This window comes from Haliea sp. (genome assembly GCF_040221975.1).
In the GTDB taxonomy this organism is placed as follows: domain Bacteria; phylum Pseudomonadota; class Gammaproteobacteria; order Pseudomonadales; family Halieaceae; genus Haliea.
Genome location: NZ_JAVJWR010000027.1, coordinates 124,372 through 149,691, shown reverse-complemented (window position 1 = coordinate 149,691; position 25,320 = coordinate 124,372). Strand labels below are relative to the sequence as shown.

The 25,320-nt window shown below is 61.8% G+C and carries 13 protein-coding genes; 2 read left to right on the top strand and 11 right to left on the bottom strand.

The genetic code is table 11. The features are described from left to right. Positions 1-122: 122 nt before the first annotated feature. Positions 123-8,795: a putative Ig domain-containing protein gene (locus RLO07_RS11420; protein ID WP_462292275.1), complete on the bottom strand. Its 8,673-nt coding sequence runs from the start codon at positions 8,793-8,795 to the stop codon at positions 123-125. Between the two features lie 206 nt (positions 8,796-9,001). Here RLO07_RS11420 and RLO07_RS11415 point away from each other — a divergent pair, with 206 nt between their 5' ends. Further along, positions 9,002-11,317, top strand: a complete 2,316-nt coding sequence (locus RLO07_RS11415; protein ID WP_462292274.1) for a winged helix-turn-helix domain-containing protein — start codon at positions 9,002-9,004, stop codon at positions 11,315-11,317. A 42-nt stretch (positions 11,318-11,359) separates the two neighbouring features. On the opposite strand, the gene RLO07_RS11410 is transcribed toward RLO07_RS11415, so the two are convergent. The 10 genes from RLO07_RS11410 to RLO07_RS11365 all read right to left on the bottom strand — a co-directional run bounded on the left by RLO07_RS11410 (position 11,360) and on the right by RLO07_RS11365 (position 23,976). Continuing rightward, the gene (locus RLO07_RS11410; protein WP_462292273.1) at positions 11,360-12,562 is read right to left on the bottom strand and encodes an NnrS family protein; all 1,203 of its coding nucleotides are present in this window, start codon (positions 12,560-12,562) and stop codon (positions 11,360-11,362) included. A 47-nt stretch (positions 12,563-12,609) separates the two neighbouring features. Next, complete coding sequence (locus RLO07_RS11405) at positions 12,610-12,984, bottom strand: SirB2 family protein (protein WP_462292272.1); 375 nt, start codon at positions 12,982-12,984, stop codon at positions 12,610-12,612. Between the two features lie 14 nt (positions 12,985-12,998). Further along, entirely contained in the window at positions 12,999-14,975 is a 1,977-nt protein-coding gene (locus RLO07_RS11400) for an alkyl/aryl-sulfatase (RefSeq protein ID WP_462292271.1), read from the bottom strand. Positions 14,976-16,107: 1,132 nt separating this feature from the next. Further along, positions 16,108-17,292 carry a class I SAM-dependent methyltransferase gene (locus RLO07_RS11395; protein ID WP_462292270.1) on the bottom strand — a complete coding sequence of 395 codons (1,185 nt, stop codon included), beginning with the start codon at positions 17,290-17,292 and terminating at the stop codon, positions 16,108-16,110. Continuing rightward, positions 17,289-18,575 (bottom strand): methyltransferase domain-containing protein, encoded by a 1,287-nt coding sequence (locus RLO07_RS11390; protein WP_462292269.1) that lies wholly within the window; start codon positions 18,573-18,575, stop codon positions 17,289-17,291. The genes RLO07_RS11395 and RLO07_RS11390 overlap by 4 nt, the downstream gene beginning before the upstream one ends. Further along, a complete protein-coding gene (locus tag RLO07_RS11385) occupies positions 18,572-19,609 on the bottom strand; it encodes an NAD-dependent epimerase/dehydratase family protein (protein WP_462292268.1) in 1,038 nt (345 codons plus the stop codon). Before RLO07_RS11385 ends, RLO07_RS11390 begins: the two co-directional genes overlap by 4 nt. 4 nt (positions 19,610-19,613) lie before the next feature. Beyond that, positions 19,614-20,396, bottom strand: coding sequence for a glucose-1-phosphate cytidylyltransferase (gene rfbF / locus RLO07_RS11380; protein ID WP_462292267.1), 783 nt, complete (start codon positions 20,394-20,396; stop codon positions 19,614-19,616). Further along, the gene (locus tag RLO07_RS11375; protein WP_462292266.1) at positions 20,393-21,316 is read right to left on the bottom strand and encodes a glycosyltransferase family 2 protein; all 924 of its coding nucleotides are present in this window, start codon (positions 21,314-21,316) and stop codon (positions 20,393-20,395) included. The genes rfbF and RLO07_RS11375 overlap by 4 nt, the downstream gene beginning before the upstream one ends. Continuing rightward, positions 21,313-23,304: a tetratricopeptide repeat protein gene (locus RLO07_RS11370; protein WP_462292265.1), complete on the bottom strand. Its 1,992-nt coding sequence runs from the start codon at positions 23,302-23,304 to the stop codon at positions 21,313-21,315. The genes RLO07_RS11375 and RLO07_RS11370 overlap by 4 nt, the downstream gene beginning before the upstream one ends. Before the next feature lie 9 nt (positions 23,305-23,313). Beyond that, complete coding sequence (locus RLO07_RS11365) at positions 23,314-23,976, bottom strand: hypothetical protein (protein ID WP_462292264.1); 663 nt, start codon at positions 23,974-23,976, stop codon at positions 23,314-23,316. 106 nt (positions 23,977-24,082) lie between these two features. Between RLO07_RS11365 and RLO07_RS11360 the strand changes: the two genes are divergently transcribed. Then, positions 24,083-25,312, top strand: a complete 1,230-nt coding sequence (locus tag RLO07_RS11360) for a glycosyltransferase (protein ID WP_462292263.1) — start codon at positions 24,083-24,085, stop codon at positions 25,310-25,312. Positions 25,313-25,320 lie beyond the last annotated feature (8 nt).

Here is a 25,320-nt window from a genome sequence, read left to right as displayed (position 1 = left end):
ATTCAGCCGGCGCGACTCAGCGTTGTGCCTCTTGGTAAGGGAGCCACCCTTGCCGGCAAGCCACGCCTTGATTCGCGCCGGCACAGGCGCTCTGAACGTTACCGAATTAGCCGCGCAGCCCACTAGGGAATCACTGGTATCGGACAACTTGTTCCACCGGGTGTAGTGTACGTCGGCTTGTCCCTAGCGACGTCGGCCTCAGGTGACGAGGTTGACCAGAAATCGTCCGGGCCATAGTAGGGCACCCGTGGCGCAAAGTCCCGGTACTTCCACGAATCCAGGTTGATATAGAGATCTTTCTCCTCCCAATGCGCAACAAGGTAAGTGTGCTTCACATTTCCCTGCGTTCGCTCCCCGGTGTATGCCGACCAGAAATAGTGTTCGTTGAAAGACTTGAATTCAAATCGTTTAAACGCGAAATCGCGGCGTTTGGTTTTAATAAAGGCCGCCAATTCACCCGCGTGACCACCGCAAGCCAATGTTCGCCCCGAGATATAGCCTACTCCTCCAAGACTCGTGGCAGACTGCAATTCGGGCTCAATGAGGTCATACCATTCATGAAACCACTCGATAATCTTGGCTGCCTCCCGATACGCCTGTGGATCCGCAAGCAGCTCGGGCACCGAATTCGGATTGACGCCAGACCCTGCAACCCAGCCTCGTAAGGCCGCCTCCTTAGCCAGCGCGACTGCTTTGAACGCGCCCAATCCCAAGGTACCAACGATCGCGCCTTTAACAGCTATCTCGGCGATGCTATACGCGCCGCTCGGGTCGATAAAGTATGCGGGATTCGCGTTTGCATAAAGATATTTATGCATGGACATGGGCTCTCGTGAGAAGCCATCGAATGAATCCCTGCTAACAAAGCGACCGAGTCCAGGATCCATGAACCGAGCTCGAAGGTGGTAGAGCCCAAGGTCAGCATCGTATCGCTCGCCAGCAAAAAGATGCACATTCTCGGTGGTGCCTGTACTGGCCTGAAGCACTCCGATAGCGTTATAGGAGTAGCGATTCTCCACGGTGCCGTCTGCGCCGGTCAGTGCGCGAGTGCTCTTCAGCCCATCATGGTGGTAGACGGCGTAGTCGCCATCTCTACTCTGGCTGAGGAGTTCAGCGCCGAAGGTGTACTCCGCGCTCGGTTCACCGTCGTCGTCATACTCGCTCAGCACTTGAGAGAAGCCCGTATTGTTGTTTGGGTCAACCAGAAAATTGGAGGCTACTCCAGCCTGAGTCTTTGCAACTAGATTTCCCACGTCATTGTATTCGTAGCGTGCAGACGCCGAGCCGGAAACTCCGGTCAGTTGACCGTCTTGGTCGTAGCTATACTGGTAGATACCACCGGGACCACTCATGCGAACCATGTTTCCGCTGGGGTCGTAGGCAAATTGGTAACTCCCCGCGCTGAGCAGCTTGTTTGCGGAGTCGTACACAAATTCGTCCACCAAACCACTTACCGCATCACTAGCGCGCAGTCTGTTGCCTACCGCATCGTATTCGTAGACTACGTCGCGGACCAGGCTCCCGGACCTGCGCTCCCTTTCTCCGGTAAGCCGTCGAAGGCTGTCATAGCTCAGCTCCAGGCTGTCGCCGTTGAAGTAATCTATCCGTGTCCTGTGACCTATCGCGTTAAGCGTGTAGATGATGCTGTCGAATATTTCGGCCCCTCTTCGATGCACTATTGCCGTCAAGCGATTGAGAACATCGAAGCTATAGGTCGTGCTGGTACCGTTGGGGTAATCCGTCCGAGTCCGATTTCCTGCGGCATCGTAGGTATAGTGTGTCTCGCGACCTTCAGGATCAGTGACAACGACGAGCCGATTCAGTCCGTCGTAAGTATTTGAAACCGTCTTCGGGGGTACAGAAGGCGAAACCCTGAACGTAGTCGACGCAATACGTCCCCAGGCGTCGTAGGAATAGGATATCTCGCTGCCGTCGGCATTTACCAGTCCTGCGAAACGCCCCAACTCATCGTAGGAATACTGCGTGCTTCCGCGGCTACTCGACGTAGACCGGACCACTTTGTGGATGCGACTATATTCAAATTGAATGTCTTCGCCTCCTGAGTACTGCTTCCGAATGAGTCGCTGGCCCTCGTCGTAGTCATAGGAAGTGGTTTTGCCCGAAGCGTCCGTTAGGGCTACCAGGTTGCCTACCGGGTCGTAAGCGCGGCTTTCTGTGGAACCATCCGGGAAAGTCCTGAAAACTTCCCTGTTGAGCTTGTCATAAGTGAAGGTCGTGCGATGACCATTCGCATCGATCATAAGTGTCCGATTGTTCTCGGCGTCATAGGCGAAGGCAGTCTCTCCGCCCATTGGATCGACAACGCGAATCAAGTTGCCGTTAGCGTCATAAACAAAGAACGTACTGTGACCCAATGCATTCGTGGTCGACACCAACCGTCCAAGGGCGTCGTAGCCACTGATTTGCGTCGCCCCATCCGGCCGCTCCGTGCGAACCGGACGATCCAGTTCGTCGTAAACCGTCTGATAAACGTCTCCGCTCGGTGTCGTCACGCTTGTACGATTACCGACCGCATCGTACCCAAACCGCGTCTGTTCGCCCGCCGAATCGGTAACGGTTATCAATCGACCCGCCGCATCGTAAGTTCGGGTCACCACATTCCCCTGCTGGTCAGTGATCGACGTCAGGCGTCCCGCCTGATCGTACTCGCGCGCTACGCGATTGCCGAGGGGGTCCACCTCTGCAATCACCTGCCCGAGGGCATCCATTTCCCACTGCCTCTCGCGCCCAAGGGCATCGATTGTGGCTTCAAGGCTTCCTTTGATGTCATAGCTGCTGGTACGGGTGTTACCCAGGCGATCAGTGGTAGCCAGTGGTCTGCCACCGGTATCAACCTGCGTTAGCGACGTGTTCCCCAAAGCATCCGTTCTACGTGTGCGCCAACCGAGCGGGTCATATGAGTACTGCGTGTCATTGCCCAAGGGATCGACCGTTTGAAGAGGCTGCCCTCGTGCGTCGACGGAGTAGCTTGTTTGATTTCCCCGCCGATCAGTGTGGCCGACAATGGCGCCGTTGGCATCGAAAGTGAATGTCTCGCGATTACCACGGGCATCGATGGTCGCGATTCGATGGCCAAAGACATCATATTCATGCCTCGTCAGCTTGCCCGCTCGATCTCGAACCGATATTAGATCCCCTTTGGCATCATAGAAATGGTTTTCTGTTTGCCCAAGGGGATCGGTAATGGAAACTCTGTTGCCCGCCGCGTCGTATCTATAGCTCGTTACATTACCGCGGGCATCGGTGACCGTTGTGCGGCGGTCAGCGGAGTCGTAAGTGTATCTCGTGACATGACCAAGGGGGTCAGTGGCCGAAAGCAAGTTGGATCGAGAGTCATAGGTGAAATTGACGGTCTCTCCCTCCGGGTTGGTTGTTGTGAGAACATTCCCGTCAGCGTCGTAGCCGTATTGAGTAACACCACCGAGAGCGTCTGTGACCCGAACTATGTTGCCCTGCGCATCGTAGGACCTGACCGTAATACTGCCATCGGCGTCTGTTACCACTTCCTCACGATCAGCGGCATCGAATGCGAATTCAATGACCCGCCCGTCTGCGTTGGTCGTTCGCAACAAGCGACCATCCTCGTCGTAGTCGTTCCTCGCCACCGCCCTGTCCAGCGGATCGCGGATACCAATAATGTTGTGGTTAGCGTCATAGTCGAAGCGGGTGACGGCATCCACCTGATCACTGTGTGCACGCAGGTTCCCGTTTGCATCGTAGGTATAGCTCTGGCTGAATCCCCCGGGATCGGTTATGCGCGAGATTCGGCCTGCGCCATCACGCTCGATATTCACCACCGTGCCGTTTGAGTGCGTAATGCTGTTCGGCGTAAAAATGAGCACCTGGCCACCCGGTGTCTCGGCGCGCTGGATACCATCTACGGTGTCCAAATCGATCTTGGTGCCATCGGGCGTCGTGTATCGAAACAGCGTCGGGTTGTAGACATCGCCATTGCTGTCCAGACGCAAACCTACTGGCCCAGGCTGTGCGTCGAGAATGCTGACGTTGTTTTCTTCAAGGCTCTCCAGACTGCCAAGCGTGCCTTGTAATGGTCTGAAGCTCACCGACTGCGAGAACGGCGGGAATGGCACGATAGGCGACCTGCTTGGACCCACAACCATCTCGAAGGCCTCAATACGCCCGCCGGGCAGACGCAATGACGCAATGTGCACGTCTTCCTCAACCAGCCCATAGCTTAGTCCCTGGCGGAATACTCGCCAGCCGCTACCCAACTCGCGGTTGGTTCGAAGCTCGATGCTGTTCACATCCAGGCGCCAGCCAACTCCAAAGTCACCGACACGCTTATCGCGACTGTCGTAAGTCCTCGCCAGCATGATTGGAACCCCGTTTAGCGGTAGCTCGAGATCAACGTAGCGCAGTGTGAAGTTACCGACCTTGAGCTGACCTTCCACCTGTACTGTGGTTGTATCCTCACTGACGTTGCCTCCTCGATCCAGCACGCGCAGCCGAATCGTGTACAAACCATTGAGTAAGGTCGTCGGGTCAAATTCAGCAATGGGTGCATCGCGCAGGTTGTTGAATCCTTCTGCGAACAGTACGAAGTCATCCTCACCTGCATATTGGTAAGCAATTTCCCAACGCAGCAGATTATTGTCGAGTGCCGATCCAGTGATCCCAGTCTGTGCGCTAATTGCTTCACCAAGGGCCGGAGCATCAATGCGTGCAAGTGGTGCAATATCCTCGACCACCCGATCCACCACAGTGACGTCTGCAGTGCCGGTTATGCCACGGAACGTAGCCTGGGCTGCGAAGTTACCCGCAGTGGCAGATAAGAAGGTAGGTCCGCGCGTCCACGCCGCGATCTCGGTGAGGTTCTGCGCCGTGCCGTCGCCAAAGATACCCGTGGCGATCAGTGGCGTTGGCTGGTTAGTCAGTACGCGCTTGCTGCCCGGGGATATCTCTATTGAGACAAGGGTCTTATTGCCATCAATACCGTCACAGTCCTGATCGATACCGTCACCATTGCCATCGGACGCGCCAGGGTAGATGGCGCTATTGCCGTCATTACAATCACCCTGATTTTTACTGTAGCCGTCGCCGTCATCATCGCGATCAAAGAGTCCTGCACCGGATGAGAGCGTTAGTTCTACCAGCGCACCAAAGTCGGCAGCAGAGCCCGCAATCGGGTCCTGCTCGATTACGGTACCGGCAGCGATCGTCGGGTGGCTTCGGACAAAGACCGAACCCTTACCCAGACTAGCGCCCGTGAGTGCGGACTCCGCTGTACTTTCACTGGAACCCACCACATCGGGGACGACTACCGGATCACCCACCGCAATTCTAAATATCTGCGCGGTGCTAAAGCCCAGTGTGTCGCTGGCGATGATAGAAACCGGATAGTCACCACGCGCCTCGGGGTACCAGCTGAGTGTTCCGTCCGCCGGATCCATGGTCATCCCAGCCGGACCATTCACCAATTGATAGCTAACGGAATCGCCCGGATCGATGTCAACCGTAAGCGGTGTGTATTGGTAGGCGACGCCGCGAGAGGTTCCGGTGTCCGGTTCACTCAGGAAAAACGGCGGATTGCCGTTGGGTCGAACTTCGATATTCACCGTCGCGGTAGCCGAGTCAAACTCACCGTCGCTTGCGCGGTAGGTAAAGCTGTCACGCTCCGGCTCCAGCGGATCAATATCCGGCTGAATCATGTGCCAGCCGTTGCGCCCCGGCTGCAACCAGTGCGGCGCGATGCTGGTGGGCAGGCTACCGTCTACATTGATCCAAGTCGGATGGCTGTTTGTGCCGGAGCGAATGCCCCGGGCCGGCGGGAACGGCTCACCGGGGAGGTTGTCCCAGATCTGCACGGTGTCTGCACCAAACTCTGTCGCCATATTCGTGATGATCTCGGCTGACCCATCGCCGTCCACGTCCGCAACAGTCAATGCCTGATCGTAATTATTGTTAGCCACACCCGGCTGAAAAGTGATGACCGCGCCGGTTTCTCCATTGATGATGTACAGGCCGCCCTCCTGTCGCCCGCCGCCGGGCATTGGCAGGGGTCGCGCCTTGAACTGGATAAGCTCGTCGATACCGTCGTTATCGAAATCAAAGGCGACCGGGGTTGAAGAGCGTGACTCGGTGAATGTCTCTACAACAAACCCCTCGTCGACCTGATCCCATAGTGGTTGTCCGTCGCTGTCGAAGGCACGCAAGGTTCTATCAACGCTACTTCCGCCATCCGACGGCAGCATCATCACAAACTCCGGGAACGGGTCTCCGTCCAGCTCCGCCACGGTGATATCCGAATAGGGGGCGGCGAATCCACGACTATCGTAGGGCACCTGCCACTGTACGGCCCCATCATGGGAAAACAGGTAAAAATTCGAGGCATCGATGCCCAGAATTTCCGGAAACGCATCGTTATCAAAATTGGCGATGGCAACATTCAGAAAATCGCTTCCGCCACCCGGTATGGTCTGCTCTACGGGCAGCTCGAAAAGCAGATTGCCCTCGTGATCGAGCACCAGCTGGTTCCAGATAATCTCGGTATCGCCGTCCATATCCAGGTCGACGATGGTCGGCGTTGCGGCACGCTGGACGGTACGGGTAATACCGCCTATGTATTCCCACAGAATTTCGCCTGTGCGGCCGTCGTAGGCCACCACCGCATTGCCATAGCTATTGTTGAAGGTTGCAACACCGCCCACGTTAGTGAAGCCAGTAATCAGTTCCGTATCGCCGTCACCGTCCAGATCAACCGGAACCGGACTTGCATTTTGATGAAATGAATTTCCAAATCGGGGAAAAGATACAACCTCAGACAGCCCCTCTGCGGGCCAATTGGCGAGCTGCGAGCCATCGAGATTTACCGCGTACAGTGCCTGGGGAAAACTGGTGAAGGGAATCTGATCGTTGAGTCGAAAATACTGACTGACCAGCTCAAGCTCTGGGTCGTCGTCCAGATTGACCAGTGTTGTCAGCGCAGTCCCCGATGCAGCACCGAGATCTTCACTGATTGAGGCCGTAGTCGATGAGCAGTCGGTGGGGTCAACAATAAAGACCTCTGTGAACAATAAGTTACGGCCCCCCCCCACTAATGCCACAAGCTCCACATCGCCGTCACCGTCCACATCGGCGGCTGACATTGTGCCGGCACTGACACGCGCGGCGGTGCGACACTTTTCGACGAGTCCTACCGTGATGGGTTCGGCAGTCACGGGCGTGTAGCTAAAGCTACCATCGGCGCTGAAGGCATCGATCGAACCTTTACCGGGATCGCTCAGGCGGGTGCCGGCGAGCGCATCGCCCTGGGGATCCCTGTCGTTCTGCAGAACGCCCTCGGGCGCAGGTATCACCAGTGTCTCGCCCCTGCGGGCGATATACACATCATCCACTGCCGTCGGAGCGGAGTTCAGCGGCGTCGCCGTCACAGTGAAGGATCCAAAGTCCACCGCGCCAGCTGCATCCGTCACCTCCACCACCACATCCGCCGTACGCGCCTGATTGGCCTGTGGGGTCCAGCTAAGGGCGCCAGTATTCGGGTCAATGGTCATACCGGCAGGGCCGTCGATCAGGCTGAAGCTTAGCGTGTCGCCCGCATCCGGGTCCGTCGCACTCGCCTGCGCCGAGATCGCTGTACCGACTCGCAGTGACTGGTTCCCGGGGACCGTCAGTTGCGGCGGCGAATTGCTCGCTTCCTGCACCGCGTCCGTGAAAACGACGATATCGAAGGTCGTCTCGTCCGAGCGCCCGGTGTCGTCGGTCACCCGAACGCTTACAGGGTTATCGCCGACGTCGACGATCTCCGGCGTCCAGGCCAAAATGCCCTCCGGGCTAACGCTCAGCGCTATCGGGCCGCTGACGAGGCTCCACGCCTGTGTCGCACCCGCATCCGGATCCGCCGCGAACAGGTTCATCTCGAAGGTCTGTTTCGCGGGAATCGAGCGATCACCCGGCCCCAGGATGATCGGCGCCGTCTCGCCCGGAACGAACGGTAGCTGGGTGCACACCGTGTCCAGCACGTTGATGGTGGCATCGCGATTGCAGTCACCGTCACCGGGCAGGACGCCGCGCTCGAGGATGCGCTCGACGATCAGGCGCACATCCTCGGCGTCGATGCGGCCGTCGCCGTTGGCATCGCCGGGCAGGTTCTGGGCCTGAGTGAACGTTGCCAGGGGCGCCAGGACCAGCAGGCCAAGCGCGGACATAGCGACCGCTCGCCGTCGTTCCAGCTGTCGCCGCACCAGGCCGGCCAGCAAGGTCGCAAGCAGCAACAGCATCCAGACAGGGGTGGACGGGATGGCCTCCGGCACCGGGGGCGTAGTCACAGCGCCGGTAATGGTAATCGTGCCCGGCGTAAGCGAAGACGGCGTGAGCGGCTGTGCCGAGGCATCGGAGATGACGACATTGGCGAATGTCAGCGACGTTGTCCCCGCGACCGCCGTGTCCGCGATGGCGAGATTGACCGTGGCCAGTAGCCCGGCATTCAAGGACACGACCGGGGAGGTGGTGATGACCACCCGGTCGCGGCCCGGGCCGATGGGATTGCTGGCAATGCTGTGACTGCCCGTGAGCGCCGCGCCGCCGTTGACTGTGCCCAGCGAGACGATGGCGGGATCGTAGAGGATATCGAACTGCAGGGCCACGGCGGCGCCCCCGGTGCTGATCGTGGCGCTCACGCTGCCGCTGTTGCCTGCGGCCAGCGAGGCATTCCCCAGGGTGAGCGACACCTGCGCGTGGGCACCGAAGCTGGTCGCCACCAACAGGGTCGCGATGCACACACACCGCGAGACAACTGCAGACAATCCATCCATGGCCCCGACCACCCTGACGACGCCGGCGCAGAACGCCCCGACTCCAAGCTTAACAGCCTAGGCATCGGCGCCATCCGGTGCTTGACCTCTTCCTGACATTGCGTGACATTAAGGGGACCATGACGCCATTTCCGCATAAATCAACAATTCGCGACGGTGAAGACGTTTCGACAGCTTCGCCTTCGGCCACGCAGACAACAGATTCAGTGCTGCTCTACCACTTTGCCGATTTCAGCCTCTCGACCCGGCGCCAGTGCCTGTACCGACACGGGGAGGAGGTCCCGCTCAGCACCAAGCTCTATCACCTGCTGCTCGCCTTCGTCGGACACCCCGACACGGTCCTGACCAAGGCCGACATCACCCGCGCCGCCTGGCCAGGGCAGATCGTCACCGACGCCGCCATCGCCAAGCAGATGCAGCGACTGCGCCAGTTGCTTGATGACACGGAGCGCGAGGTGCCGCTGATCGAGACACACCGGGGCATGGGGTACCGCCTCACCTGTGCCGTCACGAGCGAGAGCCAGCAGCCGGCAGGCAACGCGGCCATGGGCTCACAGCACTGGCCGCGCCGGATGGCAGCGGCGCTACTTCTGGTCACGATTGCCGGATGGCTGGCCCTGGACTTGCGAGAAAGTCGCAGCACCGCGACCGTGCCAGGCCCGGCGACGCTGGCACTGCAGCCGGTGACGGATGATGCCTCCCTGTTAACTGAAGGCGCGTCCGAGTACTTCGCTGCCCGACTTGGATCCGCGGCCGAAATCGCACCGGTGCTCGCGCTCGAGGGTGAGCCGGCCTACGGGGCGGACCTGGCGAGCCTGCGTCTCGCGGGGTCCCGAACAGGACCAGTGGCAGCCATCAACCTCACCGTAAACGAGGGCGCCTACGCACTGACGGTAAGCCTCAGGGACGAGAACCACAAAAGCCGCTTCGAGTTCGCCGGGAGTTCAGTTGCCGAGGTACTGGAGAAAGGCACAGACTGGCTCCGCGCCGAGATCGGCAACCTGGGCACAGCCGCGTCGACGTCGCCGGACAGCTATGCGCTGGCGAGCTACTTCGCGGGTCTGGCCGCAACCGGATCGGGACATACCTGTGAGCGCGCCATGGAATACTATCGCGCTGCCGTGGCCCGCGATCCGGATTTTCACCGTGCGCGGTTGCGTCTGGCGCGCTGCGAGCGCGTACTCGGCCGACCCCATGAAGCCGCCGCCATCGCCGTCGCGCTCCTGGCGAACGCGGAACATGCGAACCCAAACGTGCTGCTCCAGGCGCGGCTCGTTGCCGCGCAAGCGCATCATGACCTGGGAAATATGGGGGAAGCCCGGCGTTATCTGGAGGCCGTTGAACCGGGAAGCGCTGCACAAATGAAGCCGCTAGCGCGACTGCAGACCCTGGCAGCGCTGACGCTTCTGGCCCGGCTGGATGGCGATACCGGGCGCGCCATTGCACTCAACCGGGAACGCCTGGCGCTGGCCCGGAATCACTATCCGCTCGCGCCCTACCTGACCGAGATACATCTGGCACTTGCCGACGATTACCTGGCAACCGGCGAGCATGAGTCGTTGCTGTCACACGCGCAGGAAGCCCGCACCCTGGCCGAAGAGAGCGGCAACGCCGACGCACTGATCGCGAGCTATCGCTATCTCGCCAGCAGCTATTTCCGCAATGGGGATATGGATGCCGCGGTGCAGCTGGCCCTCGCCGCCCGCCCTCTTATCAAGCAGACGCGTTCCGTGACTGCCAAGGCCTACTTCCTGCAGTTCTCCACCATGGCGCTGAACCTGCGCGGCCTGTTCGACACCGCCCGTGACTATACGGAGGCATTGCGGGCCTTGAGCGAGGAGTCCTCCGACCCGATGTACGGCGCCATCGCCGACCTGACCGTGATGCACCGCCTGTACGTGCAGGGCGCCTACGCGCAGGCGCATGCGCTGGCCAGCAGCACACGGGCCCGACTGGAGGTCGGCACTTCCGCTCATGCCGCCATACCGCTGGCGCTGTCTTTCGAGGCGATCGCCGCCTCGCGCAGCGCGCCGCTACCCGAGGCAATCCGCCTCGTAGAGGCCATGGCGTCACGCTACCCGGACAACCCGGCAGTGCGGGTGTCCGGGCTGCGCGCCCGCGGCCACATCGCGGCCAGGGAAGGCCGGGTACAGGACGGCGTTCAGATGCTGCGGCAGGCCGAAGCCCTTTATCGCGATACCGGCATGACCAGCGTCGCCAACTACGTCGCCTACGAACTCGCCGAATTGCGCCTGGCCAGCGAACCCGCCCCGCCCTGGAATGACATCGAGCGCCTGTCCGCACTGGCGGATTTCGATTACCCGCTCGCCCATTTGCGGGCCCGCGCCCATGCCGCCGAAGGCAACTACCTCGGCGCCACCACGGCGTTGGAAGAGGCTCGCCTGCGCGGCAATGACCTGTGGACAGACCGGGACCAGCTGCTGCTGGAGGAGTATCGGTCCGTGCTGGCGATGGTGGATGCGGGCGCGGAGCATGAACACTCACCGGGTGATATCCCCTGAATGTTGCTTGTCAGTCTACAGGACTCCCTGGCGCCGGACTTCTCAGCCCGGCCGGCCATCCGGCCGCGGTCGGGTCAGCAGCGGCAGGTACAGCAGGCTGTAGGCCAGGTAGGCGAGAACCCAGGCCCCGATGGCCAGCAGATACCAGGTCGTCAGTGACCCCGACAGCAGGGACGGCGCCGCCAACCGCAGCACCGCCGCGCCGATCACCAGCGCGAAGGCCAGCGTCATCAGCGGGTGCGGCTGCAGGGGCCGCCCCGTATGCCCGAGGGACACCCGCGCCATCATAGACAGGATCATGCTCCCCATGGCCCCGGCGGTCAGGGCATGAACGGCGGTACTGTGAGTCACCGGCAATCCCGCGTAACGCGCCGCGAATAGCGCCAAGCCGAAGGGAATGAACAGTGCCGCTGCGTGCAGGGACCACAGCAGGGGCACGCGCAAGGTTATCCAGAAGCGGAGCCTGAGGATGCGCAACAGGTGCAGCAAGGCAGCAAGTGCAAACAGCAGCGCCAGCAGCGTGGGTGGCAACCGCGGCGTCAGCGCCAGGAAATGCAGGGCAAAGATCAGCCACAGGCAACCCAGAGCGGCCCGGTCCAGCCAGATGAGCGGCTCCATCTTTGTTGTTCCGGTGCCATTGGCGGTAAACATCGGCAGCACCCGCCCGGAGACGATCGCCATCACCAGGGTCACCAGCCAGATGGCGTTGAGGCTGCCGTACTGGACCAGTTCAAAGCGGTTGAGGATGGCACCGGCGTGCATGAGCCCGTTGCAGACCATCAACAGCAGCAAGAGCGGTATGAAGAACAGGTTGCGAGTGTTGCCCGCCGCCAGCACGATGCTGCCGAAGTACCAGGCCGCCAGCGGCAGGAAGGCCAGATCCACTGCCGCTACCAGCGCAGGGGGCAGGCCGGCGCCGAGCAGCATCAGGCCGCGGCCCCCCAGCCAGACCAGTACCAGCACCAGCAACTCGCCGCCGTGGGTGGCGCGGATACCGGCCCAGTTCTGCACCGCTGTCAGCAGGAAGCCGACAATGATCGCCGCCACGAAACCGAAAATCATCTCGTGCTGATGCCAGAACAACACATTCTGGTAGGGATCCAGGCTGATCCAGCCTGCGAGAGCCAGCCCCCACAACAGCATCGCGCCAGCGCTGAAAAGGCCCCCCAGCAAAAACAGGGGCCGGAAGGCCTGCCGCAGCAGCGGCGCCAGGGCCGCCTCGTCAGTGATCTTGCCACCTTGCATGCAGTGCCCTCCTCGCGTGCCCCGGGCCGCCACCTCGCCGATGCTTGTCAGAATGCAGGGCGGGATACAGCCAGATAGTAGATGCCGGTCAACTGTGCCAGAGCCAGCCCCGCGGCCAGTGCCCGCGCCGGCAGGTCGAAGCGCGGCCTCATTGCCACCATACCCGCCGCAATATAACCCAGCAACAGCAACAGCTTCAGGGCCAGCCAGCTGTGTGCGGTGATCTGCCAGCCACCGAGGACGAGCAGCGACAGCGCCATTGCCAGCAGCACCGTGTCGTTTACATGCGGCAACCAGCGCAGGGGAGTCTGCCGCCAGCCAGGCTGCCCTGCCAGGTCCAGCAACAGCCTCAGCACAAACAGCAGCCCGGTCAAATAGGCCGCCAGCATGTGAACCAGCCTGATGAGCGGATATGCCTCCACGACGGGTCTACCGCTCAGGGCGTAACCACGTTGAACCAGTACTCGAACTGGTCCAGGGCAGCGAAGAAGGCACCAACGGCAGTGCCGTCACCGACGAGTTCCGCCTTGCCAGCCTGCAGCAACTCCGACAGCTCAACACGCTGCAGCAACAGGCGGTCAAAGTCGCTGCGATCCAGGGTCAGCTGCGCGGTCACTGCGCTCACCGCGCCGCTGCGCGGGAAAGCGACGGCGGGATTCACTTCGACATGGAACTGCTCCTGCCGGTCCGGGAACACGAACTGGACGACGAAGGCATCGCGCTCCAGCCTGGCGGGATTGTAGCGGGCCACCAGCGCATCCAGCAGCGCATTCGTCGGCACCCCCTGAAGGAAATCCGGATCATCGAAGCTCAGGGGCGTCTCCGGCAGGCCGTCGCGCAGCTCCATGGCTGCGGTCAGGTAGTAATTGCGCCAGGCGCCGGACTCGGCCTGGAAGCCCATCTGCTCGTAGGCCGCCGCCAGCCACTCCTGCGCCGGGCGGTTGCCCGCATCCGCGAACACGAGGTGGTTGAACACGGTGGCCGCCCAGCGAAAATCGCCGTCCTCGAAGGCAGCGATGCCCTTGCGCAGCCCCTCTTCAGCGCCACCCATCAGTTCGACGTAGCGGGTGGCGGCCGCTTCCGGCGGGTGTGGATGGTAGTTGGCCGGAACGCCGTCCCACCAGCCGAAGTAGTTCTGGTACACGGCCTTGGAGTTGTGGTTCAGGGTGCCGTAGTAGCCGCGGGTGCCCAAGTCAGTGGCGGAAAAATGGGGCTCCGCCAGCTGCTCGGCGATCTCGTGCTGGGTACCGCCATGGTTCGCCAGGCGGATGGTCTGGTCGTGCACGTAGCGGTACAGATCGCGCTGGTTCTGCAGCGCCTGCTGCAGGCGCTCCCGGCCCCAGGTCGGCCAGTGGTGGGAGGCAAACATGACCTCGGCCTCGCCGCCGAAGCGGACCAGCACTTCGTCCAGGACCTGGCTCCAGCGCAGGGTATCCCGAACCTTGGCGCCGCGGGGCGTAAGTACATTGTGGAAGGTGCGCGTGGCCACTTCCGCCGTGCACAGTGCTTTCAGGGCCGGCAGGTAGAACATCAGTTCGGCGGGGGCTTCCGTATGGGAGGCATCCACGAAGACGAACTCCACCCCGTCGATGGTCAGGGTCTCGCCGCCCAGCGGCACCTCATGGGTGGGCCGCAGCAGGCCGATCTGGCCCGTCGACAGGCGCTGGCCAAGGCCGGTGCCGACATGACCGGTGGCACCCGCTGGCAGATGGGTACCGAACTGCAGCGCGGCGCGGCGGCTCATATAGTTGCCGGCCATCAGGTTCTCGCTGACCGCCTCCGCGGTGAAACCGTGGGGGGCAATCACCTGCACCTCACGTGCGGCGACTTCAGCTTCGTCAAGCAGGCCGCGCACGCCGCCGAAGTGGTCGCCGTGGGAATGCGTGTAGATAATGCCCGTCACCGGGCGCTCGCCCAGCTCGCGGTTGGCCAGGGCCAGGCCGGCCCGGACCGGGGCCGCGGAAGTCAGCGGGTCCACCACGATCCAGCCGCTGTCGCCGGCGATCAGGGTCATCACCGCGAGATCGTAGCCACGGAACTGCCAGATGCTGCCGGGCACCACTTCGAACAGGCCGTGCAGGCTGTTGAGCTGGCTCTGGCGCCAGAGCGAGGGATTGACCGTGGCCGGGGCGGGCGCATCGAGAAATTCGAAGCGCGCCGTATCCCAGGCGGTGCTGCCATCGGGGTTGAGGATCCGCGGATCATCCAGCTGCGCCACCAGGCCGCGGCTGGCATCCTCGAAATCCTGTGGATCGGCCAGCGGCAGGCGCTCGGCCACGGCGGCGTTGGCGGCCTGGGTGGCGGCGGTGGCGACGCCGACAGGTGGTTTGGCTAACGGTTCGGCTATCGCGGTGGCGGCGGTGAGCCCAAGGATCAGGCAAAAGTGTAGACAGGCAGAGGCAAGACGAGACACGGCAGCGCTCCTTGTTGTTATGGCCTGCCGAACACTAGCACAACTTGATCGAAAGTCGACCTGGAGAAGCAAATGGCGGTTATATGACGGGACACTACCCAGCAAATAACGCGAGCACTGGTCAGTGATCGTGGGGGGTAGCAGTACTGCTTATTGCCCAGCAGGAACTGCACCTTGTAATCGGCGCACCGCAAGGCATTTGGGCTCAGGGCTTGGCCGAGGGCTGTACCTTTGGCTTTGTAGTGTCTGCACTTGCGGCGCTTGACCAGGCCGTGCCGATCAAGGATGGCGTGAATGGTGCTGGGGCCTGTGGCTGGATCACCGGAAACTCTTTGATCAACTTGTCCCGTATCTTGGGGCGCCCCAGGTGTTATGCTCACGTTTGATTTTGAGACTAGCCTTCTCCACCTGGAATGGCGTCTTGTTCGGGTGCCGGCAGGGACTTCGGGCCTTGTCCTCCAGCCCGCGAATACCAGGTGGTTGAACACGATGGCGACCCAGCGGTAGTCGCCGGTCTCAAAGGCGGCAATGCCTTTGCGCAGTCCTTCCACCGCGCCGCCGAAGCGCACCAGCACGTCGTCCAGCACCTGACTCCAGCGCAGGGTATCCCGGACCTTGGCACCTCTCGGCGTAAGCACGCTTCGGAAGGTGCGAGTGCTTGCTTCCGCTACACAGTGCCTTCAGCGCCGGCAGGTAGAACATCAGCTCTGTGGGCGCCTCCGTGTGGGAAGCATCCAGGAAGACAAACTCCAACCCGTCAGTAGTCAGGGCCCGCCCCCCCAGGGGCACTTCGTGGGTGGACCGCAGCAGGCCGGGCTGGCCTGTCCGACAGGCGCTGGCCGAGGCCGGTGCCGACATGCTCCTTCACACCCGGCGGCAGATGGGTACCGCACTGCAGCGAGGCACGGCGGGCCATGTAATGGCCAGCCATCAGGTTCTCACTGACTGCTTCCGCGGTGAAACCGTGGGAGGCGATCACCGGCACCTCGCGCGCAGCAGCGTCAGCCTCGTCGATCAGTCCGCATACGCCGCCGGACGCTCGCCCATCTCGCGGTTGGCCAGGGCCAGGCCAGCCCGCACCGGTACCGCCGAGGTCAGGGGGAGGCGCTCGGCCAGAGGTGCCAGAAGTGCCTCAGGGCTGTTCGCCCAGCGCCAGCAATTCGGGAGACAACCCCCTGGAGTTCAACCACTCCTGGATCTCCGGACGGTAGACTGCGTTCATGATGATAATCACATCAGCAGGCTGCGACAGAAGACTCTCCGGACCAAACACCTCCTGCCCTGCACCAGGAATGAACGCGTGGTGTTTATGAGGGTTGATATCAATGACCCATTGCACGGCCCCCGCGGAATCCAGACGATTCAGGAACGCCGCCGCCTTGGAACCGCCGCCCCAAAGAACCACGGACTTGCCCTCAGCAGAATACGCCTGCAATCGCTGCCGCCACAGTCCAGTCAGGTCCGCGACCTGTTCGGTAAAGCGGCTTACAGATCCGGCTATCTCGCTGGTGCCGACAGGCACAGGCTCCACCTTCGGCACCGGCACAGGCTTTGCCACCAGACAGAGGTACTGGCCGTGAAAATCCAGCTCAAGATCCAATACCTCGAATCCTTCCCGACGGAAGAGGTACGCCAGCGAATCCGCCGAGAAATAGGAGCAGTGCTCGTAGTAAATGTCCTGGAAAGCCCCCTCCTCCAGAACCCGCAGCATGTCCGGGACCTCAAAAAACAGAAGCGTCTCCCTTTGCTCGCCAATCGCCCGACGTATTGATCTGATAAACGCGCCGACATCCGGGATATGCTCCAGTGTGTGGCGGCAGACAATTACCTCGGCGTCGTGCAGACCACAACTCTCTTGCCAGAATTCTGGTTTGAAAGAAAGCGCTGTGGTATCGGCGAGGGGAACTCTGTCGGTGACATAGGCGGGGTCGTAACCTGTACCACGGTTGCCACCCGCGGCGCACAGCGCCACCAGGAATTCGCCTTTGCCGCAGCCAATCTCGAGCACTGTTTTATCGCGCAGCGCGTAGCGGCTCACCAGTCGCGCGACAAGGTCCTCCAGCCACGCGGTAAACAGCGGGGAATGCCCCTGGCTCTCCTCACAATCCACCGAGTAGCGGTGACGACCGGGCTGGAAATCCTGGTTCCAGATAAACCCGCAATGGTCACAGAGCGCCAGAGAAATGGGCGCGCGGGGAAAACACAGCGCCTCTTCCCGGGACGGCATCAACAGTGTGCTGTGAACAGGCTCAGCGCTGCAGGCATAGAACACTGCGCGAGCAGCGGTTTGGCAGAGCGGGCACTCTCGCGACATCATATCGACACACCGTCAATAATCCTGAGGTCCGGCAGGGGCACGATAATCCGCCCGCCCCGCTCCAGGTAAGCCGTTTGTTGCTGCTCGATCTCAGGCGCAATATTCCAGGGCAGCAAGAGCAGGTAGTCCGGCTGCTGCCGGGCTATCGTTTCTACACCGAGCACCGGCAGGCGCACCCCCGGCACCCAGCGACCCTGTTTGGCGGGATTGCGGTCCACAACAAAAGCTATGTGAGCAGCCGCAGGGCCAAGCGCATTTAGCAGTATAGTGCCCTTGGCAGCGGCACCGTAGGCGGCGATAGTCTTGCCGCTGGAGGCAATGTCATTGAGCAAGGCGCCAAGCTCCGCGACCCTGCGCAGTGCCTGCCGGGCAAAAGCGCGATAGTAGTCCACACGCTGCACACCGGCTTCCCTTTCCCTGTCGAGGCAACTGGTGACCGTAGCAGTAAAGCCGGTCTCCGGACTGACATACAGGCGCAGCGACCCCCCGTGGCTGGGCAGGAACTCAAGATCATTCACATGCAGGCCATGGGCGGACAGCAGTGCCTGCAGGGAGTGCAGCGAAAAGTAGCAGAGATGTTCGTGGTACACCGTATCGAAAGCGCAGCCCGCCACCAGATCAGGCAGGTACGGGACCTCTATTACCAAAATACCTGCCGGCGCCAGCAACTCGCGGGCGCCGCACAGCACGTCGTGGATATCGGCAATATGGGCGAGCACGTTGTTGGCAATCAACACATCCGCCCGCAGGCCCCCGGCGACAAGCTCTCGAGCCAGGGCACTGCCAAAAAACCGCTGCAGGGTCGGAATACCCTTGCGCTGCGCCGCAGCCACCGGGATTGGCGCGGGGTCTATACCCAGCACCGGTACGCCGGCGGCCTCGAAAAATTGCAACAGGTACCCGTCATTGCTGGCAATTTCTACCACACTGCTTTGAGGGCCAAGCTGGCAGCGGTCTATCAGCGCTTCGGCGTTGGCCCGTGCCTGCACCAGCCAGCTGGCGGATACCGACGAACAGTACAGATACCCCGCCCCGAACAACGTCTCGGGCGCGACCGTTTCCAGAATCTGCACCAGTCCGCAGCCTGGGCACAAGGCAAGTTCCAAAGGATAGCAGGGCTCGGGAAGGGCGAGGTCACCGGCGGAGAGAAAACCGTCGGAGGCCGGCATCAGCCCGTAGTCCAGCAGCCCCTGCAGGCCAACCGCACCACAGGCGCGACACCTGCTTGCCTGCGCCTTCAATTCCTGCTGCCTGCCAGGTAACGCCAGCGCCCTGGCAGTCACGGACGTAATCCAGGGGGCCGGCGCAGATCGGGCCCGAGGCTGCCATCGGCAAGCAAGGACCGCAAATGGGCGAGCCTCTGATAGCGCTGCCCCTCGAAGTCTTCACGCCCAAGCTCGTGAGCAAGAAAGCGCCGGTACAGGTCACCAATACCATCGTCCAGGCAGTGTCGAGGCTGCCAACCATCCAACAGGGCCAATGCCTTGTCGCAGTTGACCCGATAACTGCGTGTATCTGCCTGCGCCCCCTCCACCATGGCCAGCTCCGAGCCGGGAATGCGGGAGACAACCCGCTGCGCCAGCTCGGCTACCCGGTAGTTGTCTGCGGTCACGCCAATGTTGAAAGCTTCGTTGTGTACTGAATCCCGAGGCGCTCCCAAGACCGCCACAAAGGCCGATGCAACGTCCTCTATATGGACCAGCGGTCGCCAGGCCAGACCGCGGCTCTTCAGCAACACTTTGCCCGTTGTCGCTGCCCAGGCCACCAGATTGTTCACCACCAGGTCGAAGCGGATACGCGGCGAGTAGCCGTAAACAGTGGCATTGCGAAGATAGACCGGCGTGAAGGTATCGCCGGCCAATCGCTCAAGCCCCTGCTCCGCAACAACCTTGGAACGACCGTAGGCAGTCACCGGATTGAACGGCGAGGTCTCGGTCACCACAGTATCGCCAGCGGCACCGTAATTGCTGCAGGAAGACGAAAACACGAACCGCTCCACGCCAGCACGACGTGCCTTGTGAGCGAGCTCCACGGTCGCATCGGCATTGATCGACATGGTCAGCGCTGGATCCAGCTCTCCCAGCGGGTCATTGCACAGACCTGCCAGATGCACAAGCGCCTCGTATCCCTTCAGGTCGTGCCAGTGAACGTCGCGAATGTCCCTGTTGATAGCCGCTATGGACACGGGTTGTGCGCCGAAATCGCAAGCCCGGTACCAGTCCACGTCCAGCCCGTTGACCTCATGGCCCGCCGCCAGCAAGCGGGGGACAAGGGCGGTGCCTAAATAGCCCCGGTGCCCGGTAACCAGCACCCGCACCGTGCTAGACCACCTGCCAGGGAGGGCTGCCGGCATCCCAGAGCCGGTTCAGCAGGGCCAGGTCACGGGGGGTATCCATGCATTGCCAGAAGCCTTCGTGGCGGTATGCCATAAGCTGGCCTTCCGCCGCCAGTCGCCGCATGGGGGCGTGTTCCCAATGGGTGTCGTCGCCGTCAATACAGGCAAACACGCCCGGCTCCAGCACAAACAGGCCACCATTGATCCAGCCCTCCGCAGCCTGGGGCTTTTCCGAAAACTCAACCACCCGGTCGCCTTCAAATTCCAGGTGACCAAACCGCGCAGGCGGGCGCACCGCCACCACGGTGGCCAGCCTTCCGTGCCCGGCGTGGAATGCAAGCAAGGCACCCAGATCAACGTTGTGGAGACCGTCGCCCCAGGCGAGTATGAATCGGCTGTCACCCAGCCACGGCTGCAGGCGACGTATGCGGCCACCGGTCTGCGTGCGCAGGCCGGTTTCAATCAGTTCCACATTCCAGTCCGGGGCCTGAGCGCCGTATCGCTCGAACTGGTTGGATTGCAGGTTGATGCGCAAATCGCCGTGCAGCTGCGCGTAATCCATCATATAGCGCTTGATGCAATCGCCCCTGTAGCCGAGAGCAATCACAAAATCCCGCAGCCCGGCGCGGCAGAAGTGCTGCATGATGTGCATGAGGATCGGACTGCCGCCGATCTCGACCAGTGGTTTGGGAAGATTTTCGGTTTCCCTTCCCAGGCGCGAGCCAAAGCCGCCGGCCAGAATGGCGATTTTCGTCGATTGAATCGTCATGCCCCAGGGTTGACCTCGGGACGCCCGCCCATCAGCTCGCGCCATAACAGGCCGGCATTGCGCGGGCCGGTGTGGTGCCTGGCATAGGGCCAACGCAGGAGTTGCAAATAACAGCGCAAACGTTCAATAACACCCAGAGGTGAACGGTGAACAGCCCTGGTATACTCCTGAAAACGTCGCCAGGTGGGAAAGGCCCGTCGCGTTGCATGGCCCGGATTGAACCAGAGCAGGCGCTCCGCTTCGGTTGCAAATTTGTGAATGGACGCCTCCGGGTGCTCCCGACGCTGAAACAGAAAAGCGGGGAGCAGTACCACCCGTCCGTGCAGGCTCAATTCGGCCAGCAGATTGCGATCGGCGCCCAACCAGTCACCGTGGCGCACCGTTTTCAGCAGCACCTCCCGCCGCATGACCCCAAACACCGCAATGCAGACATGGGGACGACTGATCGCGGTCCACAGGCGGGTTGCAGGCGTGAGCGCATCGAAACTGCATTCTTCAGCATAGACTCCCTTCACTTCGCCGCGGGTTCCGATACCAACGCTGCGGGTGTGACACAAGACAACGTCGGGATGGGAATCGAGGCAGTCGACACAGGCCTGCAGGAACCCGGGGAGACAGACGTCATCATGCGCCGCCCACTTGAAGTAGTGGCCGCGCGCCAGTTCCAGAGTGAGATTGTAGTTGGCGGCGGCACCGACGTTCTCGGCATTGCGCATGTAACGAATCCGGGAATCACTGGCGGCGAAGACCCGGCAGATTTCTGCGGTCTGGTCAGTGGACGCGTTGTCGGCAATTATCAGCTCGAAGTCCGTGAACTCCTGTTCCAGCAGGCCGGCCAGCGCAGCCGCCAGGTAGTTTTCACCATTGAACACCGGCAGGCCGATACTGAGACGGGGCGTGGACGCGGGCGCATCGCTCACAGGACCAGATCCCGAACCTGCCGGTTGAGGGCCGCCGCAGACGCCAGCTGCTGTGCCTGCCGGCGATGCACGGTTGCGCGCTCGGTATCGCCCAGCACCTCGCACGTTTCCGCCAGCCCGCGGTGGGCGCCAGCATGTTCAGGGTCCAGCTCCAGGCAAGTTTCGAAAACCTGCTGAGCCATCGCCAGCCGCCCCGAGCCTGCCAGGGCATGCGCCAGCAGGTAGTGCCCCTGCAGGTTGCCCCGGTCCAGTTCCACCGCTCGCAGGGCGCTGGCGACGGCATCCTCCTGACGCAGCTGGCCCAGCCGCGTCGCGCTCAGGCCGCGCCAGGAGGCAGCGTGACTATCATCCCGCTCCAGCGCCTTGCCGAATGCCCGATCGGCCTCATCCCAGCGTTGCATGGCAAGGTAGACCTCGCCAATACCCGCATGCACCGCCGGGCGATCGCCCTGTGTCTGCTCGGCCCGAAACAGGCACTGCAATGCCTTGTCGTGCTCGCCTTCCGCAAGGTAGAGCCGGCCCAGTTGCAGCAGTTCCAAAGGCCGGTTATCGGGATGGGCAACCACGCCCTCCAGCAATTCCCGGGCGCCGGCCAGGTCCCCACGCTGGCGGCGACAACGTGCCAGGTGCAAAGCTACGCGGTCATCCGCGGGATCCTCGCTGTGCAGCCGCTCCAGAATCGGCAGAGCGATCGCGGAGCGGCGCGCCTCCAGCGCCACCATGGCCCGATTGAAGTCGATCTGGCGACGGTGGCGGTTCGCCGTCTCCGGCGATTCAATATCATCATCCGCCAGAAAATCGAGTTCGCGCCAGTACTGCAGGGCGACCTCCCGTTGCCGGGGCTCCAGCGCGCCGGTTTGCGGAGGCATCCAGGTGGCGGGTGCAGGGCCACCCACCGGTACCGGGTCCGTCAACGCCTCGCGCAGAATGCGTCCGGGAAATGCAGCCCCTGCAGGCCGCTGTAGCAATTGCAATATGGTAGGAGCTATATCCAGCAGCGACGCTCCCTGTATCTGGCTCTCGGGACGAACCCCGGGGCCTGCCATCGCCACCAGACCATGTTTTCGGTACCAGGGCTCGCCACCCCTGCGCCCCAAGGCCACCCGGGGGTCCGCGGGACGGGAATGGTCACTGTGGGTGCCGCGCTCGGACACCAGGACCACCGTCGTCCCGGCGCCGGCCTGCTCCATTAACACCCCCAGCATGAGGTCCAGGTAGCGGCAGGCGGCTGGAATCGTATTCCTGTAGCGGGCAAAAACCGTGGGATGTACATAATCCGGCTGCGGCGGCAGACAGGCGAAGAACTCCGGCCCCAGCGCGCCCAGCAGGTCAAACCGCAGCATGGCGAGGTCCCAGGATTCGCTGGCCAGCAGTTCCGTGGCCACGGCCTGCACGGTGATGGACTCGGCCAGCGCCACCATCAGGCGAGGCAGCAAAGGGTCACTGTCGGCCAGTGCGGCTTCCGGATCAGCGGCAAAAAACTCGAGCTCCGCAGCGGTGAATCCGGCGGGAGAGAAACGTAGCTCCTGTAATTTTTCCGCCAACTGGGGGGGAAACACCGAGCCCTGGGGCGACGTCTCCAGCGCCTCTGCCGTGCCACCCAGCCGGAAGAAGACATCGCTCACACAGACCCCGTTCAAGGGCTCCGCAGGGAAAGTTACCGGCCAGTTGACCACCAGGCTGCGACATTCCGGCTGGTTCCACAGCGCCGGACACTGCCGATGAAGGCGCGTCAGAGGCTGAAGCCTCTGGCGGCTGTCGGGAAGGAGTATATTCGACACCCCATGCTGATCAGCCCTCTGCCCGCTGGCGAGCGAAGTCCAAAGCAGGGGTGGCAGTTGGGGCAGCAATGTAAGTAAATCGCCCCGGGCGCCACGACCGAGTAGCCCAGACAGGTGCGGTAACGCACCTGTGTCGATCAGAGGCTGCAGCAACCGCCAGTCGGCTCCGCTCCAGCCGACCAGTAGAACCCGCCGGTGCGGAACCACAGCGAGGGATCAGTGCTGGCGTCTGCGCCTGCGCACTGCGAATGCGCCCACGGTGAGGACGCCGAGAGTCAACGGAATCAGGCCGCCTATGGGCACCCCTACCACTTCCCTGACACAGGCCCCCGCTGCAATGGGGTCGCCCGGATTATCGTTATAGCAAGCGGAAATCAAATCGGCGATCAGGCTACCCTGGCGCACCTCGAGTTCCAAATAGCCGTAATGGGTCGCACCGTCAATCTGGAAACTGACGCCGACAAATCCCCGGGTGCCTTCCCCGGCTGACGGAAAAGTTTCCGAACCGTAACCGCCGGAACAGGTCGTGAGATAGTTATACGTGCTTTCGCCGGAGCCGCCGAGATCGCCTGCAATCGGGTCACCGCTGACCAGACCGGCATAGTAGCTCGTATTACCACCGTACGCGTCGGCAAGTACCACCTCTCCGGTTTCACCGAAGTTGCAGTCGCCCGGCGGCCGCAAGATAACCTGCAACTGGAAGTCATCGGTGCCATCACCATCAATGTCAATGAGCTGCGACACTGAGGTATTCTCAACTTCATTCACCAGGGTGAATGATGCCGTTGACTGCACCGGCGCCGCCTGCGCTGAACCAGCCGCCAGCAACCCCGTCGCCGCTGAATAAAGCGCCAGTCTTGAACTGATAGAATCCGTCATTGCATTATCCCTTGCCAACCTTGGTATTGTGAACCACCTAACGACCTGCAGGATCCTATATTCTTTGCCCGCGGTTTTCAATAAAACTATCAATGGGGAAATATCCGTGAAGGTTCACCACCGGCCTCTGACAGTCTTGCTGACCTGGGAACTGGGCGATGACCTGGGTCACCTCGGTCGCCTACTACCGCTCGCAGCTAAGCTGCAGCAACGCGGGCATCGTGTTTTGCTGGCAGCCCGCAACCTGCGCCGCGTCGGCCTGGTCCCGCCAGGCTTGCCGGTGCTGCCCGCGCCGGGGCTCGCTGCGGGGTCGGTTGCAGACCGGATACGAGAACCTGCCACCTTTGCTGACATACTCTACAACGAAGGCTTCACCCTGCCCGGCATGCTTGACGGGGCTGTCCGTGCATGGCGGGACTTGATCAGTCTGGTGCAGCCGGATATTGTCGTTCAGGACTTCAGCCCCTCGTGCCTGCTGGCATTGCAGGGACTGCCCATCCGCAGCGTACTGCTCGGAACGGGCTTCGCCTGCCCACCGGACACGCCCGAGCTGCCCGATATTCGCGCCTGGCAGAATCACTATCCAGAGCGCCTGCAGCTTACCGAACAAGGAGTTCTGGAGGCCCTGAACCACCAGCTTGAGCGCCAGCGCCAGCCACACCTCGCGTCCATCGGTGAGCTCTATACCCGTGTCGATGCCAACTGTCTCGCAACCTTTGCTGAGCTGGATCACTATCCACAGCGCCCCACAGCACCGGGAGTTGCGACAGCTTACTGCGGTGTCTGGTCGGGTCTTGGGGGCAGACAACCAAACTGGCCCGAGGGCGAAGGCCAGCGAATTTTTGCCTACCTGAAACCATTCCGGGGCCTAAATGCGCTGCTCTCGCAACTGCAGCAGTCCGGACACCGGGCACTGGTGTACCTGCCCGGTGAGGACTACCGTGCGCGCTGGCAGTCGGACAGCCTCAGGATTGAAGATGCGCCCCTGGATCTGGAGCAGGTGGGGACCCAGTGCGACCTTGCGCTTCTGCATGCGGGTCACGGCAGTACCGCAACCATGCTGCTCGCGGGCAAGCCAGTTCTGCAACTGCCAATGAACGTCGAGCAATACCACACCGCCCAAAATACCGAACGCCTCGGGGCGGGACTGGTTGCCAGCTTGTCAGAACATGCATCCATTACTACGGCGCTGGAGCGGATGTTGGCGTCGAAAGACTACAGACGTGCGGCGGCTGATTTTTCTTCCAGGTACTCCGGCTATGATTCTCGCCAAGCCCTGGCGGTTGCGGCAGACAGAATTCTGGCATGCGTACGGGAACCAAAGGGTGAGGGATGACCGGAGTG

Bases quoted from the DNA above. Each gene is read 5' to 3' on its own strand.
- RLO07_RS11420 (WP_462292275.1), bottom strand. From the start codon at position 8,795: ATGGATGGATTGTCTGCAGTTGTCTCGCGGTGTGTGTGCATCGCGACC.
- RLO07_RS11365 (WP_462292264.1), bottom strand. From the start codon at position 23,976: ATGACGGATTCTATCAGTTCAAGACTGGCGCTTTATTCAGCGGCGACG.
- RLO07_RS11395 (WP_462292270.1), bottom strand. From the start codon at position 17,292: ATGATGTCGCGAGAGTGCCCGCTCTGCCAAACCGCTGCTCGCGCAGTG.
- rfbF (WP_462292267.1), bottom strand. From the start codon at position 20,396: ATGACGATTCAATCGACGAAAATCGCCATTCTGGCCGGCGGCTTTGGC.
- RLO07_RS11410 (WP_462292273.1), bottom strand. From the start codon at position 12,562: ATGCAAGGTGGCAAGATCACTGACGAGGCGGCCCTGGCGCCGCTGCTG.